Origin of the sequence: Marinitoga aeolica, from assembly GCF_029910535.1 — a bacterium.
Taxonomy (GTDB): domain Bacteria; phylum Thermotogota; class Thermotogae; order Petrotogales; family Petrotogaceae; genus Marinitoga; species Marinitoga aeolica.
Window position 1 is genome coordinate 2,427,045 of sequence record NZ_CP069362.1, and the last position, 17,197, is coordinate 2,444,241.

The following is a 17,197-nucleotide window of genomic DNA, read 5'->3' on the forward strand; positions in this document are numbered from 1 at the left end:
TATTAGTCAAGTATAATTTTGAAATTTAAAAATAATTAAAAATTTGAGTAATTTATTATTTCAAATTTATTTTATTCTATGTAAATCTTTACAACATCTCCATCTTCTGAATCTACATCTACTATATTTTCACCTTCAAACTCATCAAAATTAATATTCTCTATTGCTTCTATAATTTGATCAATTTGTTCTTTACTCATATTTGTTCCTTGCTGAGCTAGTCCTAAGGGTATCATAGCTTTAGCTATTTTTATTAATCCAAGAGGTATCTTTACATTAACCTTATCACCTTTTGCTGAATCTACTTTGATAACTAATTTTCTCTTTGATTTTGATTTTTTAATATCTTCAGTCTTTGTATCAAAAAAAGCTTCTATTAAATCAGCAGCTTCATCAATTTCTATTGTACCTTCTTTTACCATATTTAACACTCTTATCAATTCTTCTCTCATTATTTTTCCCCCTTTAATAATTTTAATTTTTCTATAGCATCTTTTGGCTTTATTAAACCTTTTTCTAAATCATCAATAATCTTTTTTTTCTCACTAACAAGATTTTTATTTTTTTCATCATCTGAAATATATTCTTTTGAAACATAACCAAGATCAGATAACAATTTATTAAACTTATTTAAAACCGTTGGATATGATAATTTCAATATTTCAGATACTTTCGATAAATTTCCACGATTTAATAAATAAAGACGCAAAAATTCTATATTCTCATCACTCAAAGAAGCAAATTCATTCATTTCAAAATTTCCTTCAAGCTTTGATTTACAATTATCACATCTTAATACTTCAATATGCATTTTACTACCACAAACCGGACATATAATAGGTGCTTTATACATTAAATTCATCTCCTTAGGCTACATATATTTTTACTTTTGTTTTTCCTCCATCAGTTTCTACATCTATAAAATCACCATAAAAATCTGCAAAATAATCGATAGATTCTATCACTACATCAAATATCGGATCAAAATCAAAATTGATTCCACCAGTTTTTTCTTCTGTATCATATTTCATATATTTTTTCATCATTGGTTTCATCGCGTATAATAACGGTTTTGTTGCTATTAATATTCCTAATGGGAAAACTAAATTCACATTAGTTTCTTCAGATTTCACACTTATTACAAATTTTGTTCCTACAGGGTATTTTATTTTTCTACTAATGATTTTAGCTGCTTCTTCTGGATCATTTTCTTTAATAACTTTTACAATGGATTTTTCTAAAATCTTTTTTTGAGTCTTTGTTCTTTTAAAAGCTGTATAATAAGTATAAAAAATGTAAAGTCCTAAACTTATAAAGAAAAATGCCCAAAAAATTTTAGCTCCAAAAAATATAAGTATTAATCCATACAAAATTAATAATATCACTCCAACCATTTTATCACCCCCCATGTATAGAATTATAAACTATTTTTTATAATATGTCAAGTTAACTTTGAGAAATTTATAAATTTTATTTTCAAATTTTATAATTACTAATTTATAAAATATAAAAAAGCGAGACAAAAGTCTCGCTTCAGACTGTTGACAAAATAAAATATGAAAAAATAATATGAGTGAATCCTTGAAAATTCCCAAACTTTCGCTTCGCGAAATTTTAAATATTATAAACTAAAATATTGCTTTATTTATAACCTATATTAATTATTGTATTTTTTTAATATATAAACATTTGTTTATTTTTAATGCTGCGCATTAAAAATATGTTCATGAGCATTTTTGAGGAATAAGAATTTTCACTGGATGAATAAATATTATTTTGAATATTTTATTTTGTACTTTGTCTACAAACTAAAGTGTGACAAAAACCTCGCTTATATTTCTAAAGTTGTACCCGCACCAAATTTTATAATTCTTCCTTTAAATTCAACATTCATAACGTTAATAGCTTCAATTCCTGTACAATGGGAAGGTAATAAAAATTCAACCCCTGTTTTTTTAATTCTATCTAACCTAACAAATAATTTTTCTTCATATAATTTATAAAAATGAAACCCGCCTATCACAGCATGCAACTTGTCTTTAAAATATTCTTTTGAAAAATTAAGAATGTTTTCGATTTTAGGATGTGCACATCCAGCTATTATAACTAATCCTTTCTCTGTTTTTAAAACCATTGAATGTTCTGGAATATTTTCTTTAAATGTTCCTGTAGAATATATATTTTTTTTAATTTCAGTGGGTTTTTCACATATAACAACTTCTGTTTTCTTTTCTAATTTATTTATTAATTCTTCAGGAAATTGAGAAGGTATATAAGATTTTTTGACATTAAAATTTTCCAATATGAATTCTAATCCTCCTGTATGATCATCATGATAATGACTTAAAAAAAGAATATCGATATTTTCTAATTTTCGTTCTAATCCTAAATGTTTTATATTATGTTCCAAAATCCTATAATCTGCTCCAGTATCAAATAAAATCTTTTTATTTTCATCCTCAATTAAAATAGACAATCCCCAATCTCGTTTTAATAATGGATGTACTTTAAAATTATCAACTATGCCTGTTATTTTCATATTCACACTCCTCTTCAAAGAAATATTTTTAATTAGCCTCCTGAATCTTTAGTATAAAATTTATAAATTATTTTTTGTTTTCTCCATAAATTATGTTATAATTGAATTCAGTTATAGAATGGAGGTATTATTGTGAGGAATTTTATAGTTGCTTTTATTTTAATTTTAACAATCTCTGCATTTTCTTTGAACATCGTTACATCCATCAAACCTTTAGAATTAATAGCAAGAGAATTAGCTCCAAACTCTAATATTTATAATATTTATGATAATTATGATACTTTTTTAAATTTAAAAGTAGAATCTAAGGATTTTAAAAATGCAGATTTAATGATAGTTCTAAATAACGAAATAATTATTAACAGCAATATAAATAAAGTTATTTTATCAGAAGGTGTATTATTTTATCCATATAAAGAAAATCCTTTTATTTGGTCAGATCCTTTATATTCAGTTGTTATAGCCTATAAAATAGAGAAAAAATTAGAAAATATTGATCCACAAAATGCTTCTGAATATAGAGATAATTTGTTAAACTTTACTCAGAAAATCATAGAATTATCGGATGAATTTTCTAAGTCTATTAAAAATAAAAAGATTAGCATAATTGATATAAATAATTTATTTACACATTTTTATGAAAGATATGGTATAGATTATAAGATATATAATGATAAAATAACCATTACCAGTGATAAAGTACTAGTCGCAAACTATAATTATAAGAACACTACATATAATAATTTAAAAAATAAAAAAGTCTTAGTAGATATTTTTGCTTCCAAATATAATAATATCATAAATTTTTATAAATCAATAATAGATAATTTACTAAACTAAATTCCAAGACAGTCTTGTACTGTCTTTTTTTATCTATAGGAGGAAAAACTAAATGCATTATGATGTTATAATTATAGGTGCAGGTCCTGCTGGATTGTTTTGCGCTTCTAAAATCGAACACAAAAATATTTTAATCTTAGAAAAAAAAGAAAAACCTGGAAAAAAATTATTGGTTTCAGGTGGTGGAAAGTGTAATTTCACTAATAATGATGATATAAAAAAGTTTATTACTCATTATGGGGATAAAAAAAATTTTGTGAAAAGAGCCTTATATAATTATTCAAATTATGATTTATTAAATGATGTAAATTTCGAATATATAATTACCGAAGAGGGAAAAGTTTTTCCTAAAAGCATGAAATCAAAAACTGTTTTAAATTGGCTTATAAATAAGATTAATAATAAAAACAATGTTGAAATAAAATATAATACAGATATAACAAGTATAGATAAAAAAGAGAAATTTATTGTAAAAACTAACGTTGGTATATATACTTCTGACTTTTTAGTTATCGCCACCGGCGGAAAGTCATATCCCATGTTAGGCTCAAATGGTGATGGCTATATATATGCTAAAAGATTTAACCATACAATTATTAAACCAAGACCGGCATTATCTCCTGTTATTATTAAAGATTACCCTTTTTCAGATCTATCTGGAATTTCTATGGATATTATTTTAAGAAAAGGAAAATTGATATATAAGGGAACTCTTCTTTTCACACATAAGGGTTTTTCTGGGCCTATTATACTAAATACATCGAGATTTTTTGAAAATAATGATACAATCAAAGTTTCTTTTGTTACTTTTGAAAACGAAGAGATTTTTAGAAAAAGTTTCAATGATTCATTAGAAAATAATAAGAATGTATTATTATTTGATGTTTTAAAAAAATATAATCTAACTAAAAGATTTATAGCTGTTATGTTCAAACGTTTAAATCTTGATAGAAATAAAAAATGCAATAGTGTAAGCAAAGAAGAACGAAATAAAGTAATTAATTATTTGTACAATCAGGAATTTATTATAGATAAAGTTGGAGATTTCAATATCGCCATGGTTACTGCCGGAGGTGTTTGTACTAAAGAAATAAATTCAAAAACAATGGAATCCAAATTAGTTGAAAACCTATATTTTATTGGAGAAGTTTTAGACGTAGATGGAGATACTGGGGGATATAATATTCAATGGGCATTTTCATCTGCTAAAGCTGCAGCGGATAATATTTCAAAAAAATAATGGGGGTGTTTTTATGAAGAAAATATTTGTGGTATTTTTAGTTTTATTATTAGCTATTAGCATCTTTCCTCAATTGATGTTAAAAAAGGTAACAACTAATTCTTTATCTGAATTACCATATTTTTCGAAAGCAAAAAAAGATGATTATCTATTAAAAAATAATAAAATAGCTATTATAATAGGTTCTGAAAATAGAAATGATGAATATGCAGGAAAAATAATTGAAGCCTATACTAATGATTTTAAAAGAAATTTGTTAGATAATTATAAAATTTATACCCAAAATAAATTACTTATCCCGAAGAAAATAGAAATTAGAAAAAATAATGAATCAATTGAATTTAAAGTAATTAATGATGACATATATCCATTTTCTATATCTACTGTTTATAAACTTAAAGAGAATGATGATTATATTGAGATCTTAAACATCATTAAAAATATTTCTTCAAAAGATTCGAAAATGCTTTTAAAAGATATTGTATCATTTAATGAATTATTCCCAAAGATAATTAAAACAAATGAAAATGGTAAAAAGCTATTATTACAAGAAGATTTTATTTCATATTCTTTTATTCCTAAAAATAATTTAAAAATTTTCAGATCAATGTTTACCAATAATTTTAGCGCTTTAATATATAGGCCATTCAAAATAAACGCAAATGATGAAATAGTTTTTTCTCGATATTTTTATATTTCAAAGGATATAGAAGAGGTTAGAAAACAAATATATAACTCAAATAATATGATTTCGGGGAAAATATTGACTAAATTAAATCATCAAGAAAATATTCCTATTGTTTTGTATGATGACAATAATACACCTATTTCTTTAAACTATACAGATAAAAATGGGAATTTTTCATTTGTAAATGTCAAAGATGGATATTATGCCGCTTTAGAATTAGAAGGATTTAAGGAAGAAAAAATCCCTTTAACCTCAAATAAACAAAATTTGATTAATGCTACTCCATTAAAATCTGTAAATAATTTTATTTGGCCATTATATTTAACAGATCATACTACATCTTCAGTTATTTTTAATTGGAAAACTGAAATTCCAGCAACTGCTAAAATAGATATATATGATGGAAATAAAAAAATAAAATCTATTTTTGTCAATATTCCTTTATCACTTCAGCATGTTCCAATAACAGATCTAACTCCGGGAAAAGAGTATAATTATAAATTATATATAAATGACTATTATTTAAGTACCAATGCAATGATTTCTGGACATTTCAAAACCAAAAGTTTGAGTGAAGAAAACCTAAAATTTGCTATTTATGGAGATACCAGAACATATCATGAATGGCATAAATATGTTGCTGATACCCTGGCAAAAGATAATCCAGAATTTGTAATTAATAGTGGCGATTTAGTAGAAAAAGGAGATTGGTTAGATGATTGGAATTCATTCTTTAACGAAATATCTAATTTAGCTAAAAATTCTATTTATTATCCATTATTAGGAAATCATGAAAGAAATAACTCTTATTATTATCAAGCTTTTTATTTACCAAAAGGAAGTGGTGATTACAATAAAAGATGGTATTACTTTGATTATGGAAAAATAAGATTTATTTTCCTTGATTCTAATGCTGTAGGTACTCAACAATTGGAAAAATCTCAGTTAAAATGGTTAGAAAACATTTTAAAAAACTCTTCGGATAAGACAGTTTTAGTATTTTACCATCATCCATTTTGGAATAATTGTAAAGGTTATAACTACGGAATGGAAAGTCACTTAGAAGAATTGTGGAGACCGCTCTTTGAAAAATATGGTGTAAAAGCAGTTTTTAATGGCCACGTCCATTCATATGAGAGACATGAGAAAAATGGAATAATTTACGTTATCACAGGTGGTGGCGGGGCACCATTGGAAATTGAACATAGAGAAAAATTAGAACCCACAACGGTAAAAATAAATTATGGAACATTACATTATGTATTAGCAGAAGTGAAAAATAATAGAATTATTTTCACAGTAAAAGCTGTTGCAAAAATTAAAAATAAGAATAATGATAGAGACCTTGAAAAAATCAGTGAAATAATAGACACTTTTGAAATTCCATTAAAATAATATATTTAACCTAACCCATTTTAGGGTTAGGTTATTTCATAAAAAATCACATGTTAGCGTTAAGTATATAATAAGTATTTTTACCTTTTCCAATTTTTTTCAAATAACCTTTATCAACATACATCTTCAAAATATCTCTTGCTCTTCTTTCCTTAATATTTAAAAGGATTTCAACTTCTTTTCTGGTTATTTTTTCATTTCCAATTAAATAGTCATAGATTTTTTTATCCATTTCTAATTTTTCCGGCATTTTTCCGGCACCTTCCGGCACTATTCCGGCATTATTATTAGAAATAGCATTATTAAATATCTTTTTATTTTCTATTGTTTTATATATAACAATTTTGAAATATCTTCCATCATCATAAAAATCTGGTTCCTTTAATCCATTTAATCTACATAATTCCATAATTCTTCTAATTCCAGTTCCCCACTGTTCAATATATCTAATTTCTTATTTATCATGCAAATTATTATATCATATTTATAATTCTATAACATTTTCCGCCATTTCAGAAAATGTTCCATCATGAGTAACAATAAATGCCTGTCCTATTTCATCCAACATATTTTTAAGATTCTCTGCAAGCATATTTTTTCTTTCATCATCAAGATTTACTGTTGGCTCATCTAAAATATAGAAATTTGCTTTTGATAAGAATCTTGCTAATGCCGTTCTTAATGAAATTGCTACACTAACCTGCTCTCCACCAGATAATATAGAAAATTCTCTTTCTCCTTTTATTGAATCTTTTAAAATCACTCGATAATTATTCTTAGATTCCCATTTAATAGTTTCATTTTTCCCTGTCATTTTTCTATAATTTTCTGTAGCTATTGATGAAATAATTTCAGTAAAATTTGAACTAACATTTGTTCCCATTGATTTTATATTTTCTCTAAAATCTTTAACGAGTTTCAATTTTTTCTCAAGTATTTTTAGGTTTAATTCTAGTTTATTCTTTTGCTTTTCTTTTTCTTTTTTTTCATTTAATTGAATTTTAAGGTTTTTCAATTCATTTTTTAATTCACTAAGTTTAGAAGAGTTTTTATTTATTTCATTATAAATATTATTTATTTCACCTTCTATATTCTTTAGTTTTATTGATAAAATTTCTATGTCCTCATAATTTTTTAATTTTTCATTTAGATATATAATATTATTTTGAATGGTTAAAATCTCTTTTTCTATTTTTTCTAATTCCAACTGTAGTTTCTCTAATTTTCCAGCTATCTCTTTATTTTTTATATATTTTTCATATTCTTTTTTTAGAGAATTTTTTATTTTTTCTTTTTCACTAATTATTTTCTCGATATTATCAATTTCTGATAATACATTAGAAAATTCCTTTTCTTTTAAATACAAATTTTCCAATTCTTTATTTATGCTTTCTTTTTTAGATAAATTTAATTCTTTTAATTTAGTATTTTCATTAATGATTTTTTCTATATTACTTATATTTTCTTTATTCTTTTTTATTTGATTTTTTATATTTTTTATTTCATTTTCAATAGTACTTTTTAATGAGATTATTTTATTTTTATCAATATCGAGTTCATCTTTCTTTTCTGAAAGATTATTATATATTTTTTCAATAGCATTTTTCCTTAACAACAACTCTTCTTTCATAATTTTTTTCTTTTCAATTTCTGTTAATTTATTTTTAGCAGTTTCAATTTTTACCTTTTTTTCATTTATTTCTTTTTCTAATTTTACTTTTATTTTATCTAAATCTCCCAAAGAAATAATTTTATTATTTATTTTATCAATATCTTTTTGTATTTTCAAAATATTTAAATCAAAGTAATTGGTGCTTCCTCCTTTTTCTTCTAAATTCATACATTTTTCATTTAAAATAGGACACATACCATCTTGAAGTTGTTCTTTTGACTTTTTTAAATTTTCCAGATTTATATTTAGCTCACTTAATTTAGATTCTAACTCCTTCTTTTCATATATTTTTTCATTTATTTCCTCTAAAGATTTTTGAACATTTTCCAAATCTATATTGTTATCTTCTATAATCTTCTTTAAATTTTTTTCTTCTATAAGTTGATTTTCTATATCCATTAAAGTTCTTTTTATATCTCTATATATTTCATAATCTTTTTCAAATTTATTTATTTCATTAATTATCTCTTTTTCTTTTGATAGTACTTTACTCAACTCAATATTTTTTTTATCTAATATATCATTTAGTTGCAAATTTTCTTCTTTTAATTCATTTAATGTTTTCCCCATTTCTTCAATTTTTTCTGATATATTTTTTATTTCAACCTCTAAAACTTTTTGTTTATTAATATTAGAAGAAATATCATCCTGTATTTTTTTTAGTTGTTTTTCTTTTAATCTCAAATTTCTTTCAGTTAGGTACAATTCATTTAATTCAAATTCCCTTTTTATATACTCATTATATCCTTTTTCTGATTTCATTAATATTTCCTTAGCACTCTGAGATTCTAATATTTCTTTTTCCAGCTTTTCTTTATTTTTAGTCAATATTTCTAACTTTTCATTTTCTGTTTTCAATTCACTTTTTATTATTTTCAATTCTTCAATATTTTTTTGTACTATTTTTCTTTCATTTTCTATCTTTTCTTTTTTACTTTCAAGAGATGATTTCTCTTTTTCCATATAAGAAATTTCATTTTTAAAATAATCTATATTTTCTTCGAGATTAATGTAATTTTTTAATTGTTCAGATAATAAATTTATTTTTTCATTATCAGCTAATATTCTTTTATTATACTCATTTTCAACATTTAAGAGAGAATCATATATTTTTTTATATATTTCTGTATCAAAAATCTTATTAAATAATTCATTTCTTAATGATGGCGTCAAATTGAATATATTTACCAAGTCATTTTGATATGCACTAATAACATTTTTAAAAATATCCTTAGTATTTTTTCCGTTTATACCAGCTAATTCACCTATTTTTTCTAAAACATTAGTTTTTCTTTCAGAAATAACCGTTCCATTCAATTCTTTTAAAATATGTCTGCTTTGACTGCCTATTTTTCTTTCTACTATATAATCAACAAAATCATTCCCTGTAAATTCAACAGTTATAGTAGCTGTTTTTTCTTCCTTAGTTACTGCATTTTTTAAATTATTATCCCTGGGTTCAACATCAAAAAGAGCTATACCTAACGCTTCAAAAATCGAACTTTTTCCAGCTCCATTTTTTCCTAATAACAAATTAATACCAGATTCAAATTCAATAGTTGTATCCTTATGATTTCTATAATTTTTTAATTTTATTTTATTAATCTTCATTGTTTTCACCTTCTATAATTACATCTAAAAAATGATCAAATGAATCAAATATATCTTGAGAGTTTTCATATATTTTATTTTTTAATATTTCTAAAAACTCTACAGTTTTATCACTCTTAAGTGAATAGATATTTTTCCAAGATTTAATTACATTTTCTTCAATATCTTTCTTATTAAGATTTCTAATATCATCAATATTGTTTTTTTGAATATTAAAATTCATATTGCTAATTACTTTTAAAGCACCTTTTTCCAATAGAAGTTTTTCTATATTTTCTAATTCTATATTATTATCTGAATTAACAAATATATTTAATTTTATAATTTCTCCTTTTTCTACTTTTAAATCGTTTATTTTTTCATCAATAATATTTGAATCAAATGAATAATTAGAAACTTTTCTTTTCTTTGATTCGAAGAATTTATATGTATTAGCTTCTGTATCAAAAATAATATAGCCTTTTTCATCTTTTTCATTTAAATCCCAATATTCTGGGCACCCTGGAACAAAAAAATATGGATTCTCTTTTGGATAATATTTGAAAGTATGAAGATGACCACCAGCTATATATATAACTTTATCTTTAAAGAGATCTATTATTTCACTTTTTATACAACCTGGAATAAAATTCCCTCCAATGCCTGTATGTACAATAATGATATTTTTATTATTTTCGTCTATCTTTTTGGATAATTCTATTAACACTTCATCAATAATTACACCTTGATATGGCACACCATAAAAATAGATATCATTTTTTATATGAGGTTCAAAAATATATTCATCATTAATTTTTCCCATTTTTGGAATAATAACTAAATCACGATTTTCTAAATATCTTATCCATGAATCATCATGAGTATATATCTTATCATGATTGCCTTCTATTAATAACACATCTATTTTATTATTTTTTAGTTTTTCTAATAACTTTTCTGTTCTAAATAATATATCCGGTAACAATGAACTCCTATCAAATAAATCACCAGAAATAATAAATACATCAACATTATTTTCAATCGCTTTATTTACTATATATTCAGCAGCATTAAAATAATCTTCGTATCTAGTTTTCGAATATTCACCTATCCCACCAACTGGACGTCTTCCTAAATGCCAATCTGATGTGTGTAGTATTTTCAAAAACATCACACCTTTCATATAAAAATTAATGTTATAAATATTATATAACAAAAGGAGTTCAAAATGAACTCCTTTTATTCCAAACAATTAATTCTCAGAATTTATTTTTCTTTTTTCATTATTTAATTTTTCATAACAATCTCTACAAACTGCAATGTATTTTTCAAAACCACCTACATCTATTTCAGAACCATTCCCAACTATTTTAAAGGATATTGTTCCACTGTATTCACCACATTCATGGCATACAGCTTTTTTCTTTATTATTTCATCTGCATATGCAGATAATAATATTGTTGTTTCAAATGGATTATTTTTATACGTTAAATCTAGACCTGAACAGTATACATTAATACCTTTTTTAATTAAATCAAGAATTACATCTTTTAAACCTGTATCAAAAAATTGAACTTCATCTACAAACACCGCTTTTTCATCAAAATCAAGATAATTATACATTTCTTTTGATTCTTTTATTGGTATTGCATTCACCTTTGTTCCTGTATGTGATACAACATACTCTGAAGAATATCTGTCATCTATAACAGGTTTAAATACTTTTATTTTTTTCTTACCCAATGTATAAATTTCTACAAATGAAATAAGTTCTGAGGTTTTACCTGAATACATAGGTCCCACAATTAAAATGAATTTCCCTGACATTAAAATTCCTCCTTGATCCTATATTTTTTATACATAACATAATGAAAAATTATTAATAATAGTATAGATATAATATAAAAAATTATCTTTATATTCTCATTTAGATTTATATATAATATATAATTATTTATGTATTGTAAAATATTTTTTATAATAGATATATAATAATCTATAATTCCAGTTATAAATTGCGGTAGTGGTATAATCAAAAAAATAAAAGAAATTATTATTAAAGAATATACTATTGGAACAAAAACAATGCTCATTACAGGACTTAATAAAGAAAATCCTTTAAAAAATAGGATATTCCATGGTAAAATCGCTAAAAAAGCTGCTAAAGATATAATGAAAGGGTTTTTATTGTACTCTATTATTAATAATATAGATAATGCTGCAAAATAACTCATTAAAAACCCAGCTGAAAAAATAACAGTAGGATTATACAATAAATTTGTTACACCTATTATACCTAATAAATTTTTTGAATCTATATTAAATCCAAAAATTTTATTAATTTCCATAGCGGAAAGTAAGAATGTTGCTCTTGTTGCTGAATCTGAAAAACCTGTTGCAGCTAAATAAAAAAATAGAAATAATACGGTTAATATTCTTCTATAATTTATATACAATGTTGTTTTCGAATATAGAAAATATAAAGCTAAATATATAATGTATACGTGAAACCCAGATACTGCAAATAAATGTAATAATCCTGAATTTTTAAATATCTCTGCAGTTTTCCCCCTCAAACCACCAAAAATAACAGAAAATAATATTTCTTTATTTTGATATGGAAAATTTTTATATATTCTTTCTTTAAAAAAATTCCTTAATGAATATATTGATTTTTTGTGTGAATTAGACATATGCTCTATTTCAAACTTTCCATTATCTTTTTTACCTATTATATAAACCTTGTTTCCTATTTCAAATGGGTCTGTCGTATATTTATTATATGAAAAATATAATTTTTCTTTTGCCTTTTTCCATGAAACATCATAATAATTTTCTGATTTTACCACATAAAAATTATTTGTTTTATCTATAATTGTGCCTAATATACCAACTTCTAAATTTGGAGGTATATGATGGACATTTAAAGTATTAAAAAACATTATTGTTAGAAAAAATATGAAAAAAAATCTTGTTTTTATAGTGTATTTGAAAAGAAAAAAGACTACAGCCATAAAAATTATGGCTGTAGTCATCATTTTTGCTTTTAAAATAAGGATTAAAACTATTGAACTAAAAAATAAATTTACAAAAAATGGCATTATGCTCCAAATTTTTCAAGTTTTCTTGCATTTGCCATCAACAAACTCATTAAGTCCATTGCATATATTGTACCCATTGAACCTCTTGCTGCTTCAAATTCATCAAAAGATTTTGATAATCCTGCTCTTGTATAAGGTGATTTAATCATAAAAGGTACTGGATGCCAGCTGTGCCCGCTTATAGCAACTGGTGTTGAATGATCTCCTGTAACCACTAATACATCTGGATTTAGTTCTAACAATTTTGGTAATGCTTCATCTACCATTTCTATTACATGTACTTTTGCATCAAAGTTTCCATCTTCACCATATGAGTCAGTTTTCTTGATATGAACATAGAAGAAATCATATTCATCCCAATGTTTTTTTAATGTTTCAAATTCATCTGCTGGTGTTTCACCATCAACATGTAAAATATCCATACCAACCAATTTTGCTAAACCTTTATACATAGGATAAACAGCAATAGCAGCTGCTCTCATTTTGTATACTTCAGGGAATTGTGGGATATTTGGATATTTAGAAAAACCTCTAATCAATGCAAAATTAATTTTTGGTTCGTCTTTTAATACTTCTCTAATTTCTTTCATTAATTTTGTAAATATTTCTGCAGTTTTTTCTGCATCTGGATGCATAGCCTCTGCCCATTTTATTGGTAATCCTTCTTTTTGTGGATCAGCATCTTCAATTCTATCATCTAATCCTTCTCCTGTTAATTTAACAACAAATCTATGTTCTTTACCTGGGTAAAATTGAACTTTAACTCCATCAATTTCTTTGATATTTTCATTTAATTTTTCAACAATTTTCTTTGATTCTTCTGTTGCTGGTCTTCCTGCTCTTCTATCAACAACTATATCACCATTAATAGTTGCAAAATTACCTCTTGCTACAACATCCATTTCTCCTACTTCTACATCAATACCTAATGCTTCCAATATACCTCTACCAATTTGGTATTTTATAGGATCATATCCAAATAATCCCAAATGTCCTGGTCCAGAGCCTGGTGTAATACCTGGTAATACTGGAATTGTTTGGCCTAAGTCAGATTCTGTAGCAACTTTGTCTAAATTTGGAGTTTTAGCAGCTTGTAATGGTGTTTTTCCATTAACAACAGTATCTCCAATACCATCCATTACCAACATTACTATTTTGGAATCTGTTTTTGTAATTAATTTTTGTAAAAATTCCTGTCTATCTACCATCATGAGTTACTCCCTCCCCAAGTTAATTAATTTCAATAACATTATATCATACTTTAATTCTATCAATATAATAATTCAGTAAATTTTTAGATAATAGATTATGGTATAATACAATGAAAATAACAAAATATTAAAAGGAGTGAAAAAATGAAAAAAGGAATTATTTTTGATCTATACGGAACATTAATAAATGCTAACCATCTTTTTTTACCAATTGCTAAGATTATTTCTAAAGAAACAAAATATCCAGCCAGACTATTAGAATTAAAAATAAGAGATACTTATAACAAATATTTCAAAGATTATCATCTAAAACCATTTAAGCCAGAGAGAGAATATTATAAAATAATGTTTAATGAATTAAAAGATTTTCTGGGTTTAAAAAATTCAATTGATTGGTATATTGATGAAATGTATAAAACATTTATTGATCTTAAACCATATGATGATGTGGATTATTTAAAAACATTAAAAGAAAAGAGTTTAAAAATAGCTATTTTATCAAATGCTGATAACGATTTTGTAATTCCAGCTTTAGAAAAAAAACCTTTTCCATTTGATATATTGATTACATCACATTCTTCAAAACTATATAAACCCGATCCTAAAATATTTGAATATACATTAAATAAAATGAATCTAAAAAAAGAGGATGTTATTTTTGTTGGAGATAATTATTTTGTTGATGTAATAGGCGGAAATAGTTTTGGAATGAAATCAATATTGATAAAAAGGGCATTTAATAAATTCGAACATCCTGATACTATTTATAATTTATATGAATTAGAAAAATATATTTAAAATACTAAATTTACTTTGCGTGCAGCACCGCTTCTAAATAACGTTCTGGTGCCTGCACCTTTTTTTATTAAATCAAATAATTTTTCTGAGTCTTCAATATATGATCCAGATAATATTTTTACCGGAAATACATCTTCTACCATTATTGTAGAAGGTCCTGCTATAGCTACTCTATCAGTATTTATATAATTTAGTATATAATCAATAGTTCCATTTACTATAGTTGTTCCTGTAATAATTACAGCTGTGCACTTTGGAAGCATTTCAATTATTGCCCAATCTGGCAATATTTGATCATGTCTTCTCTGCCTATCAAAAATTAAAACATCCCAAACTTTTGGTCTTAAAGCATCTACAAATGGAGTTATTTCTCCAACAATACCTACAATATCTTTCTTATTAAATTCCATTAATTCTAAAGTGTCTCCTTTAACAAATCTTTCTGGATTTTTATTAAAAATAGCATTTACAGCTGCATATGAAACAGATCTTAATAATGGATCCCCAGAAAACAAACCGACATCTAATAGGTCTTTTACTTTCATTCCAACTTCAGCCTTACTTTCAGGTTTCCCATCTAACCCCATACATTTGTAAAATTCTTCACATTTACCCAAAGTATCTTCGCGATTTGTAGCGACAAATCCTGTTCTGCCATCGCTTAATTTAACAGCAGTTTCACCAATACCAATAACAAAATCTTCAACATATATATCTTCCGAAATGTTTTCTAATGCCTTTTTATATAATTTTTTTGATAATGCCATATTATCCCCCCAATATTATAATGTCAAAACAATTATACTATTTTTAACATTATTATTCAAATGTAAATTAAAAATTTTCGTAAGAAAAAAATGATAAAATCAAAGTAAATCAAAATTGTGAGGAGGTAATTACATGAGAAGTATATTACAAGATTTCACTCCAGAATTTTTAAAAATATTAAACAAAGACAAAATATATTGGTTTGAAGGTTGGAAAGAATATAAGCAAAGCAAACCTAAAATTATCAGAGAATATGAAAAAAAAGAAAATTTAACAGACGAAAAAATAAAAGAAAGATTAAACGCAATTACAAGAAAAGAATTTGATATGTTTAAACAAGACTGGGAAAATAATTTTTTAGAAATAAAAAAAGAAATGGTAATGAGATTATCTAGAAATGCTAATCACTACCAATTAAAAAGAGGTGATTTTGTAGTATTTATAATGGGACTTCTTGGATTAAATTCGCATTATTACATCGAAACATATTATGGAACCGTTATTTTAGTTGATTCATTTTACCATTTTCTATATAAAAAAGATATTAGAGAAACAATAGATAATGCAATATTAGAATTCATAAATAACACCCCTATTAATCCTAAAAAAGCTCTTTTTGCTAAATTATTATCTCAAATAGAAAAATATATATACGATAATAATGACAAAAATAAGGTAATGGAAAGAATTGTAAAAATTTTATACGAAAATGTGGACTATTATAATTGGGTAGGATTCTATTTAACAGACAAAAATGATAAAAATATGTTAATACTCGGCCCTTATTTAGGCGAGCCTACTGAACACATTAAAATTCCTTTTGGAAGTGGTATTTGCGGTCAAGCTGCTTCAACAAAAAATACTTTTGTCGTACAAGATGTAACAAAAGAAACAAATTATTTATCCTGTAGTGAAAAAACAAAATCTGAAATAGTTGTTCCTATATTAGACAAAAACGGAAATGTGTTTGGAGAGCTGGATATAGATAGTCATAAATTAGAACCTTTTACAATAGAAGACTCCCAATTTTTAGAAGAAATTATTAATTTATTCGTTGAAAAATTTCTTTAATTTTGTTAATTTTTATTTTTTTAACATATTCACAAAATCGAGAATAAAAGCTCATTTAATAGAAATATTTCTTAATGAAAGTAAAAAAATATTAAAATTATTAAATTTAGGATTATGCTAAAATTCGTTTTTGATAATAATTACATTGATTTAATTCCTTTGTTCACTAAGTTTTAAATCTCAACAAAGTTCATAAAAATTTTTCTTGATTATATATGTTAAATCTGATATCCTATATAGTGCTAAACATTCTTTTTATTTTTTTGGTCAGGGGGTAATTGGT

At 24.5% G+C, this 17,197-nt stretch carries 16 protein-coding genes; 5 read left to right on the forward strand and 11 right to left on the reverse strand.

Annotated features, from left to right (window positions below):
- Positions 1–71: 71 nt before the first annotated feature.
- The 4 genes from JRV97_RS11540 to JRV97_RS11555 all read right to left on the reverse strand — a co-directional run bounded on the left by JRV97_RS11540 (position 72) and on the right by JRV97_RS11555 (position 2,539).
- The gene (locus JRV97_RS11540) at positions 72–452 is read right to left on the reverse strand and encodes an SHOCT-like domain-containing protein (protein ID WP_280999013.1); all 381 of its coding nucleotides are present in this window, start codon (positions 450–452) and stop codon (positions 72–74) included.
- Complete coding sequence (locus JRV97_RS11545) at positions 452–853, reverse strand: DUF2089 domain-containing protein (RefSeq protein WP_280999014.1); 402 nt, start codon at positions 851–853, stop codon at positions 452–454. The genes JRV97_RS11540 and JRV97_RS11545 overlap by 1 nt, the downstream gene beginning before the upstream one ends.
- A 13-nt stretch (positions 854–866) precedes the next feature.
- Positions 867–1,394: a hypothetical protein gene (locus JRV97_RS11550; RefSeq protein ID WP_280999015.1), complete on the reverse strand. Its 528-nt coding sequence runs from the start codon at positions 1,392–1,394 to the stop codon at positions 867–869.
- A 437-nt stretch (positions 1,395–1,831) separates the two neighbouring features.
- Complete coding sequence (locus JRV97_RS11555; protein ID WP_280999016.1) at positions 1,832–2,539, reverse strand: MBL fold metallo-hydrolase; 708 nt, start codon at positions 2,537–2,539, stop codon at positions 1,832–1,834.
- 132 nt (positions 2,540–2,671) lie between these two features.
- On the opposite strand from JRV97_RS11555, the gene JRV97_RS11560 reads away from it, so the two are divergent.
- From JRV97_RS11560 to JRV97_RS11570, 3 genes are read left to right on the forward strand one after another with little or no spacing between them, the layout of a single operon-like run.
- Positions 2,672–3,379, forward strand: coding sequence for a metal ABC transporter solute-binding protein, Zn/Mn family (locus tag JRV97_RS11560; protein ID WP_280999017.1), 708 nt, complete (start codon positions 2,672–2,674; stop codon positions 3,377–3,379).
- A gap of 52 nt (positions 3,380–3,431) precedes the next feature.
- Positions 3,432–4,619, forward strand: a complete 1,188-nt coding sequence (locus JRV97_RS11565) for a BaiN/RdsA family NAD(P)/FAD-dependent oxidoreductase (protein ID WP_280999018.1) — start codon at positions 3,432–3,434, stop codon at positions 4,617–4,619.
- A gap of 13 nt (positions 4,620–4,632) precedes the next feature.
- Entirely contained in the window at positions 4,633–6,702 is a 2,070-nt protein-coding gene (locus tag JRV97_RS11570; RefSeq protein ID WP_280999019.1) for a metallophosphoesterase, read from the forward strand.
- 46 nt (positions 6,703–6,748) lie between these two features.
- Here the strand turns inward: JRV97_RS11570 and JRV97_RS11575 are convergent, their stop codons facing one another.
- The 6 genes from JRV97_RS11575 to JRV97_RS11600 all read right to left on the reverse strand — a co-directional run bounded on the left by JRV97_RS11575 (position 6,749) and on the right by JRV97_RS11600 (position 14,274).
- Positions 6,749–7,153: an ATP-binding protein gene (locus JRV97_RS11575; RefSeq protein ID WP_320415419.1), complete on the reverse strand. Its 405-nt coding sequence runs from the start codon at positions 7,151–7,153 to the stop codon at positions 6,749–6,751.
- A 33-nt stretch (positions 7,154–7,186) separates the two neighbouring features.
- Complete coding sequence (locus JRV97_RS11580) at positions 7,187–9,985, reverse strand: AAA family ATPase (protein ID WP_280999020.1); 2,799 nt, start codon at positions 9,983–9,985, stop codon at positions 7,187–7,189.
- Positions 9,975–11,129 (reverse strand): metallophosphoesterase family protein, encoded by a 1,155-nt coding sequence (locus JRV97_RS11585; protein ID WP_280999021.1) that lies wholly within the window; start codon positions 11,127–11,129, stop codon positions 9,975–9,977. The genes JRV97_RS11580 and JRV97_RS11585 overlap by 11 nt, the downstream gene beginning before the upstream one ends.
- An 87-nt stretch (positions 11,130–11,216) precedes the next feature.
- Complete coding sequence (locus JRV97_RS11590) at positions 11,217–11,792, reverse strand: thymidine kinase (protein ID WP_280999022.1); 576 nt, start codon at positions 11,790–11,792, stop codon at positions 11,217–11,219.
- On the reverse strand, positions 11,792–13,066 hold the full coding sequence (locus JRV97_RS11595) for a ComEC/Rec2 family competence protein (RefSeq protein WP_280999023.1): 1,275 nt from the start codon (positions 13,064–13,066) through the stop codon (positions 11,792–11,794). The genes JRV97_RS11590 and JRV97_RS11595 overlap by 1 nt, the downstream gene beginning before the upstream one ends.
- Positions 13,066–14,274 (reverse strand): 2,3-bisphosphoglycerate-independent phosphoglycerate mutase, encoded by a 1,209-nt coding sequence (locus JRV97_RS11600; RefSeq protein ID WP_407081602.1) that lies wholly within the window; start codon positions 14,272–14,274, stop codon positions 13,066–13,068. The genes JRV97_RS11595 and JRV97_RS11600 overlap by 1 nt, the downstream gene beginning before the upstream one ends.
- A gap of 147 nt (positions 14,275–14,421) precedes the next feature.
- Between JRV97_RS11600 and JRV97_RS11605 the strand changes: the two genes are divergently transcribed.
- Complete coding sequence (locus tag JRV97_RS11605; RefSeq protein ID WP_280999025.1) at positions 14,422–15,075, forward strand: HAD family hydrolase; 654 nt, start codon at positions 14,422–14,424, stop codon at positions 15,073–15,075.
- Here the strand turns inward: JRV97_RS11605 and JRV97_RS11610 are convergent.
- Positions 15,072–15,842 carry a Rossmann-like domain-containing protein gene (locus tag JRV97_RS11610; protein WP_280999026.1) on the reverse strand — a complete coding sequence of 257 codons (771 nt, stop codon included), beginning with the start codon at positions 15,840–15,842 and terminating at the stop codon, positions 15,072–15,074. The two genes, JRV97_RS11605 and JRV97_RS11610, sit on opposite strands and share 4 nt — an antisense overlap.
- 133 nt (positions 15,843–15,975) lie before the next feature.
- Here JRV97_RS11610 and JRV97_RS11615 point away from each other — a divergent pair, with 133 nt between their 5' ends.
- Positions 15,976–16,914, forward strand: coding sequence for a GAF domain-containing protein (locus tag JRV97_RS11615; protein ID WP_280999027.1), 939 nt, complete (start codon positions 15,976–15,978; stop codon positions 16,912–16,914).
- Positions 16,915–17,197 lie beyond the last annotated feature (283 nt).

Bases quoted from the DNA above. Each gene is read 5' to 3' on its own strand.
- JRV97_RS11605 (WP_280999025.1), top strand. From the start codon at position 14,422: ATGAAAAAAGGAATTATTTTTGATCTATACGGAACATTAATAAATGCT.
- JRV97_RS11570 (WP_280999019.1), top strand. From the start codon at position 4,633: ATGAAGAAAATATTTGTGGTATTTTTAGTTTTATTATTAGCTATTAGC.
- JRV97_RS11600 (WP_407081602.1), bottom strand. From the start codon at position 14,274: ATGGTAGATAGACAGGAATTTTTACAAAAATTAATTACAAAAACAGAT.
- JRV97_RS11550 (WP_280999015.1), bottom strand. From the start codon at position 1,394: ATGGTTGGAGTGATATTATTAATTTTGTATGGATTAATACTTATATTT.
- JRV97_RS11545 (WP_280999014.1), bottom strand. From the start codon at position 853: ATGTATAAAGCACCTATTATATGTCCGGTTTGTGGTAGTAAAATGCAT.
- JRV97_RS11610 (WP_280999026.1), bottom strand. From the start codon at position 15,842: ATGGCATTATCAAAAAAATTATATAAAAAGGCATTAGAAAACATTTCG.
- JRV97_RS11595 (WP_280999023.1), bottom strand. From the start codon at position 13,066: ATGCCATTTTTTGTAAATTTATTTTTTAGTTCAATAGTTTTAATCCTT.
- JRV97_RS11540 (WP_280999013.1), bottom strand. From the start codon at position 452: ATGAGAGAAGAATTGATAAGAGTGTTAAATATGGTAAAAGAAGGTACA.
- JRV97_RS11590 (WP_280999022.1), bottom strand. From the start codon at position 11,792: ATGTCAGGGAAATTCATTTTAATTGTGGGACCTATGTATTCAGGTAAA.
- JRV97_RS11565 (WP_280999018.1), top strand. From the start codon at position 3,432: ATGCATTATGATGTTATAATTATAGGTGCAGGTCCTGCTGGATTGTTT.
- JRV97_RS11580 (WP_280999020.1), bottom strand. From the start codon at position 9,985: ATGAAGATTAATAAAATAAAATTAAAAAATTATAGAAATCATAAGGAT.
- JRV97_RS11615 (WP_280999027.1), top strand. From the start codon at position 15,976: ATGAGAAGTATATTACAAGATTTCACTCCAGAATTTTTAAAAATATTA.
- JRV97_RS11555 (WP_280999016.1), bottom strand. From the start codon at position 2,539: ATGAAAATAACAGGCATAGTTGATAATTTTAAAGTACATCCATTATTA.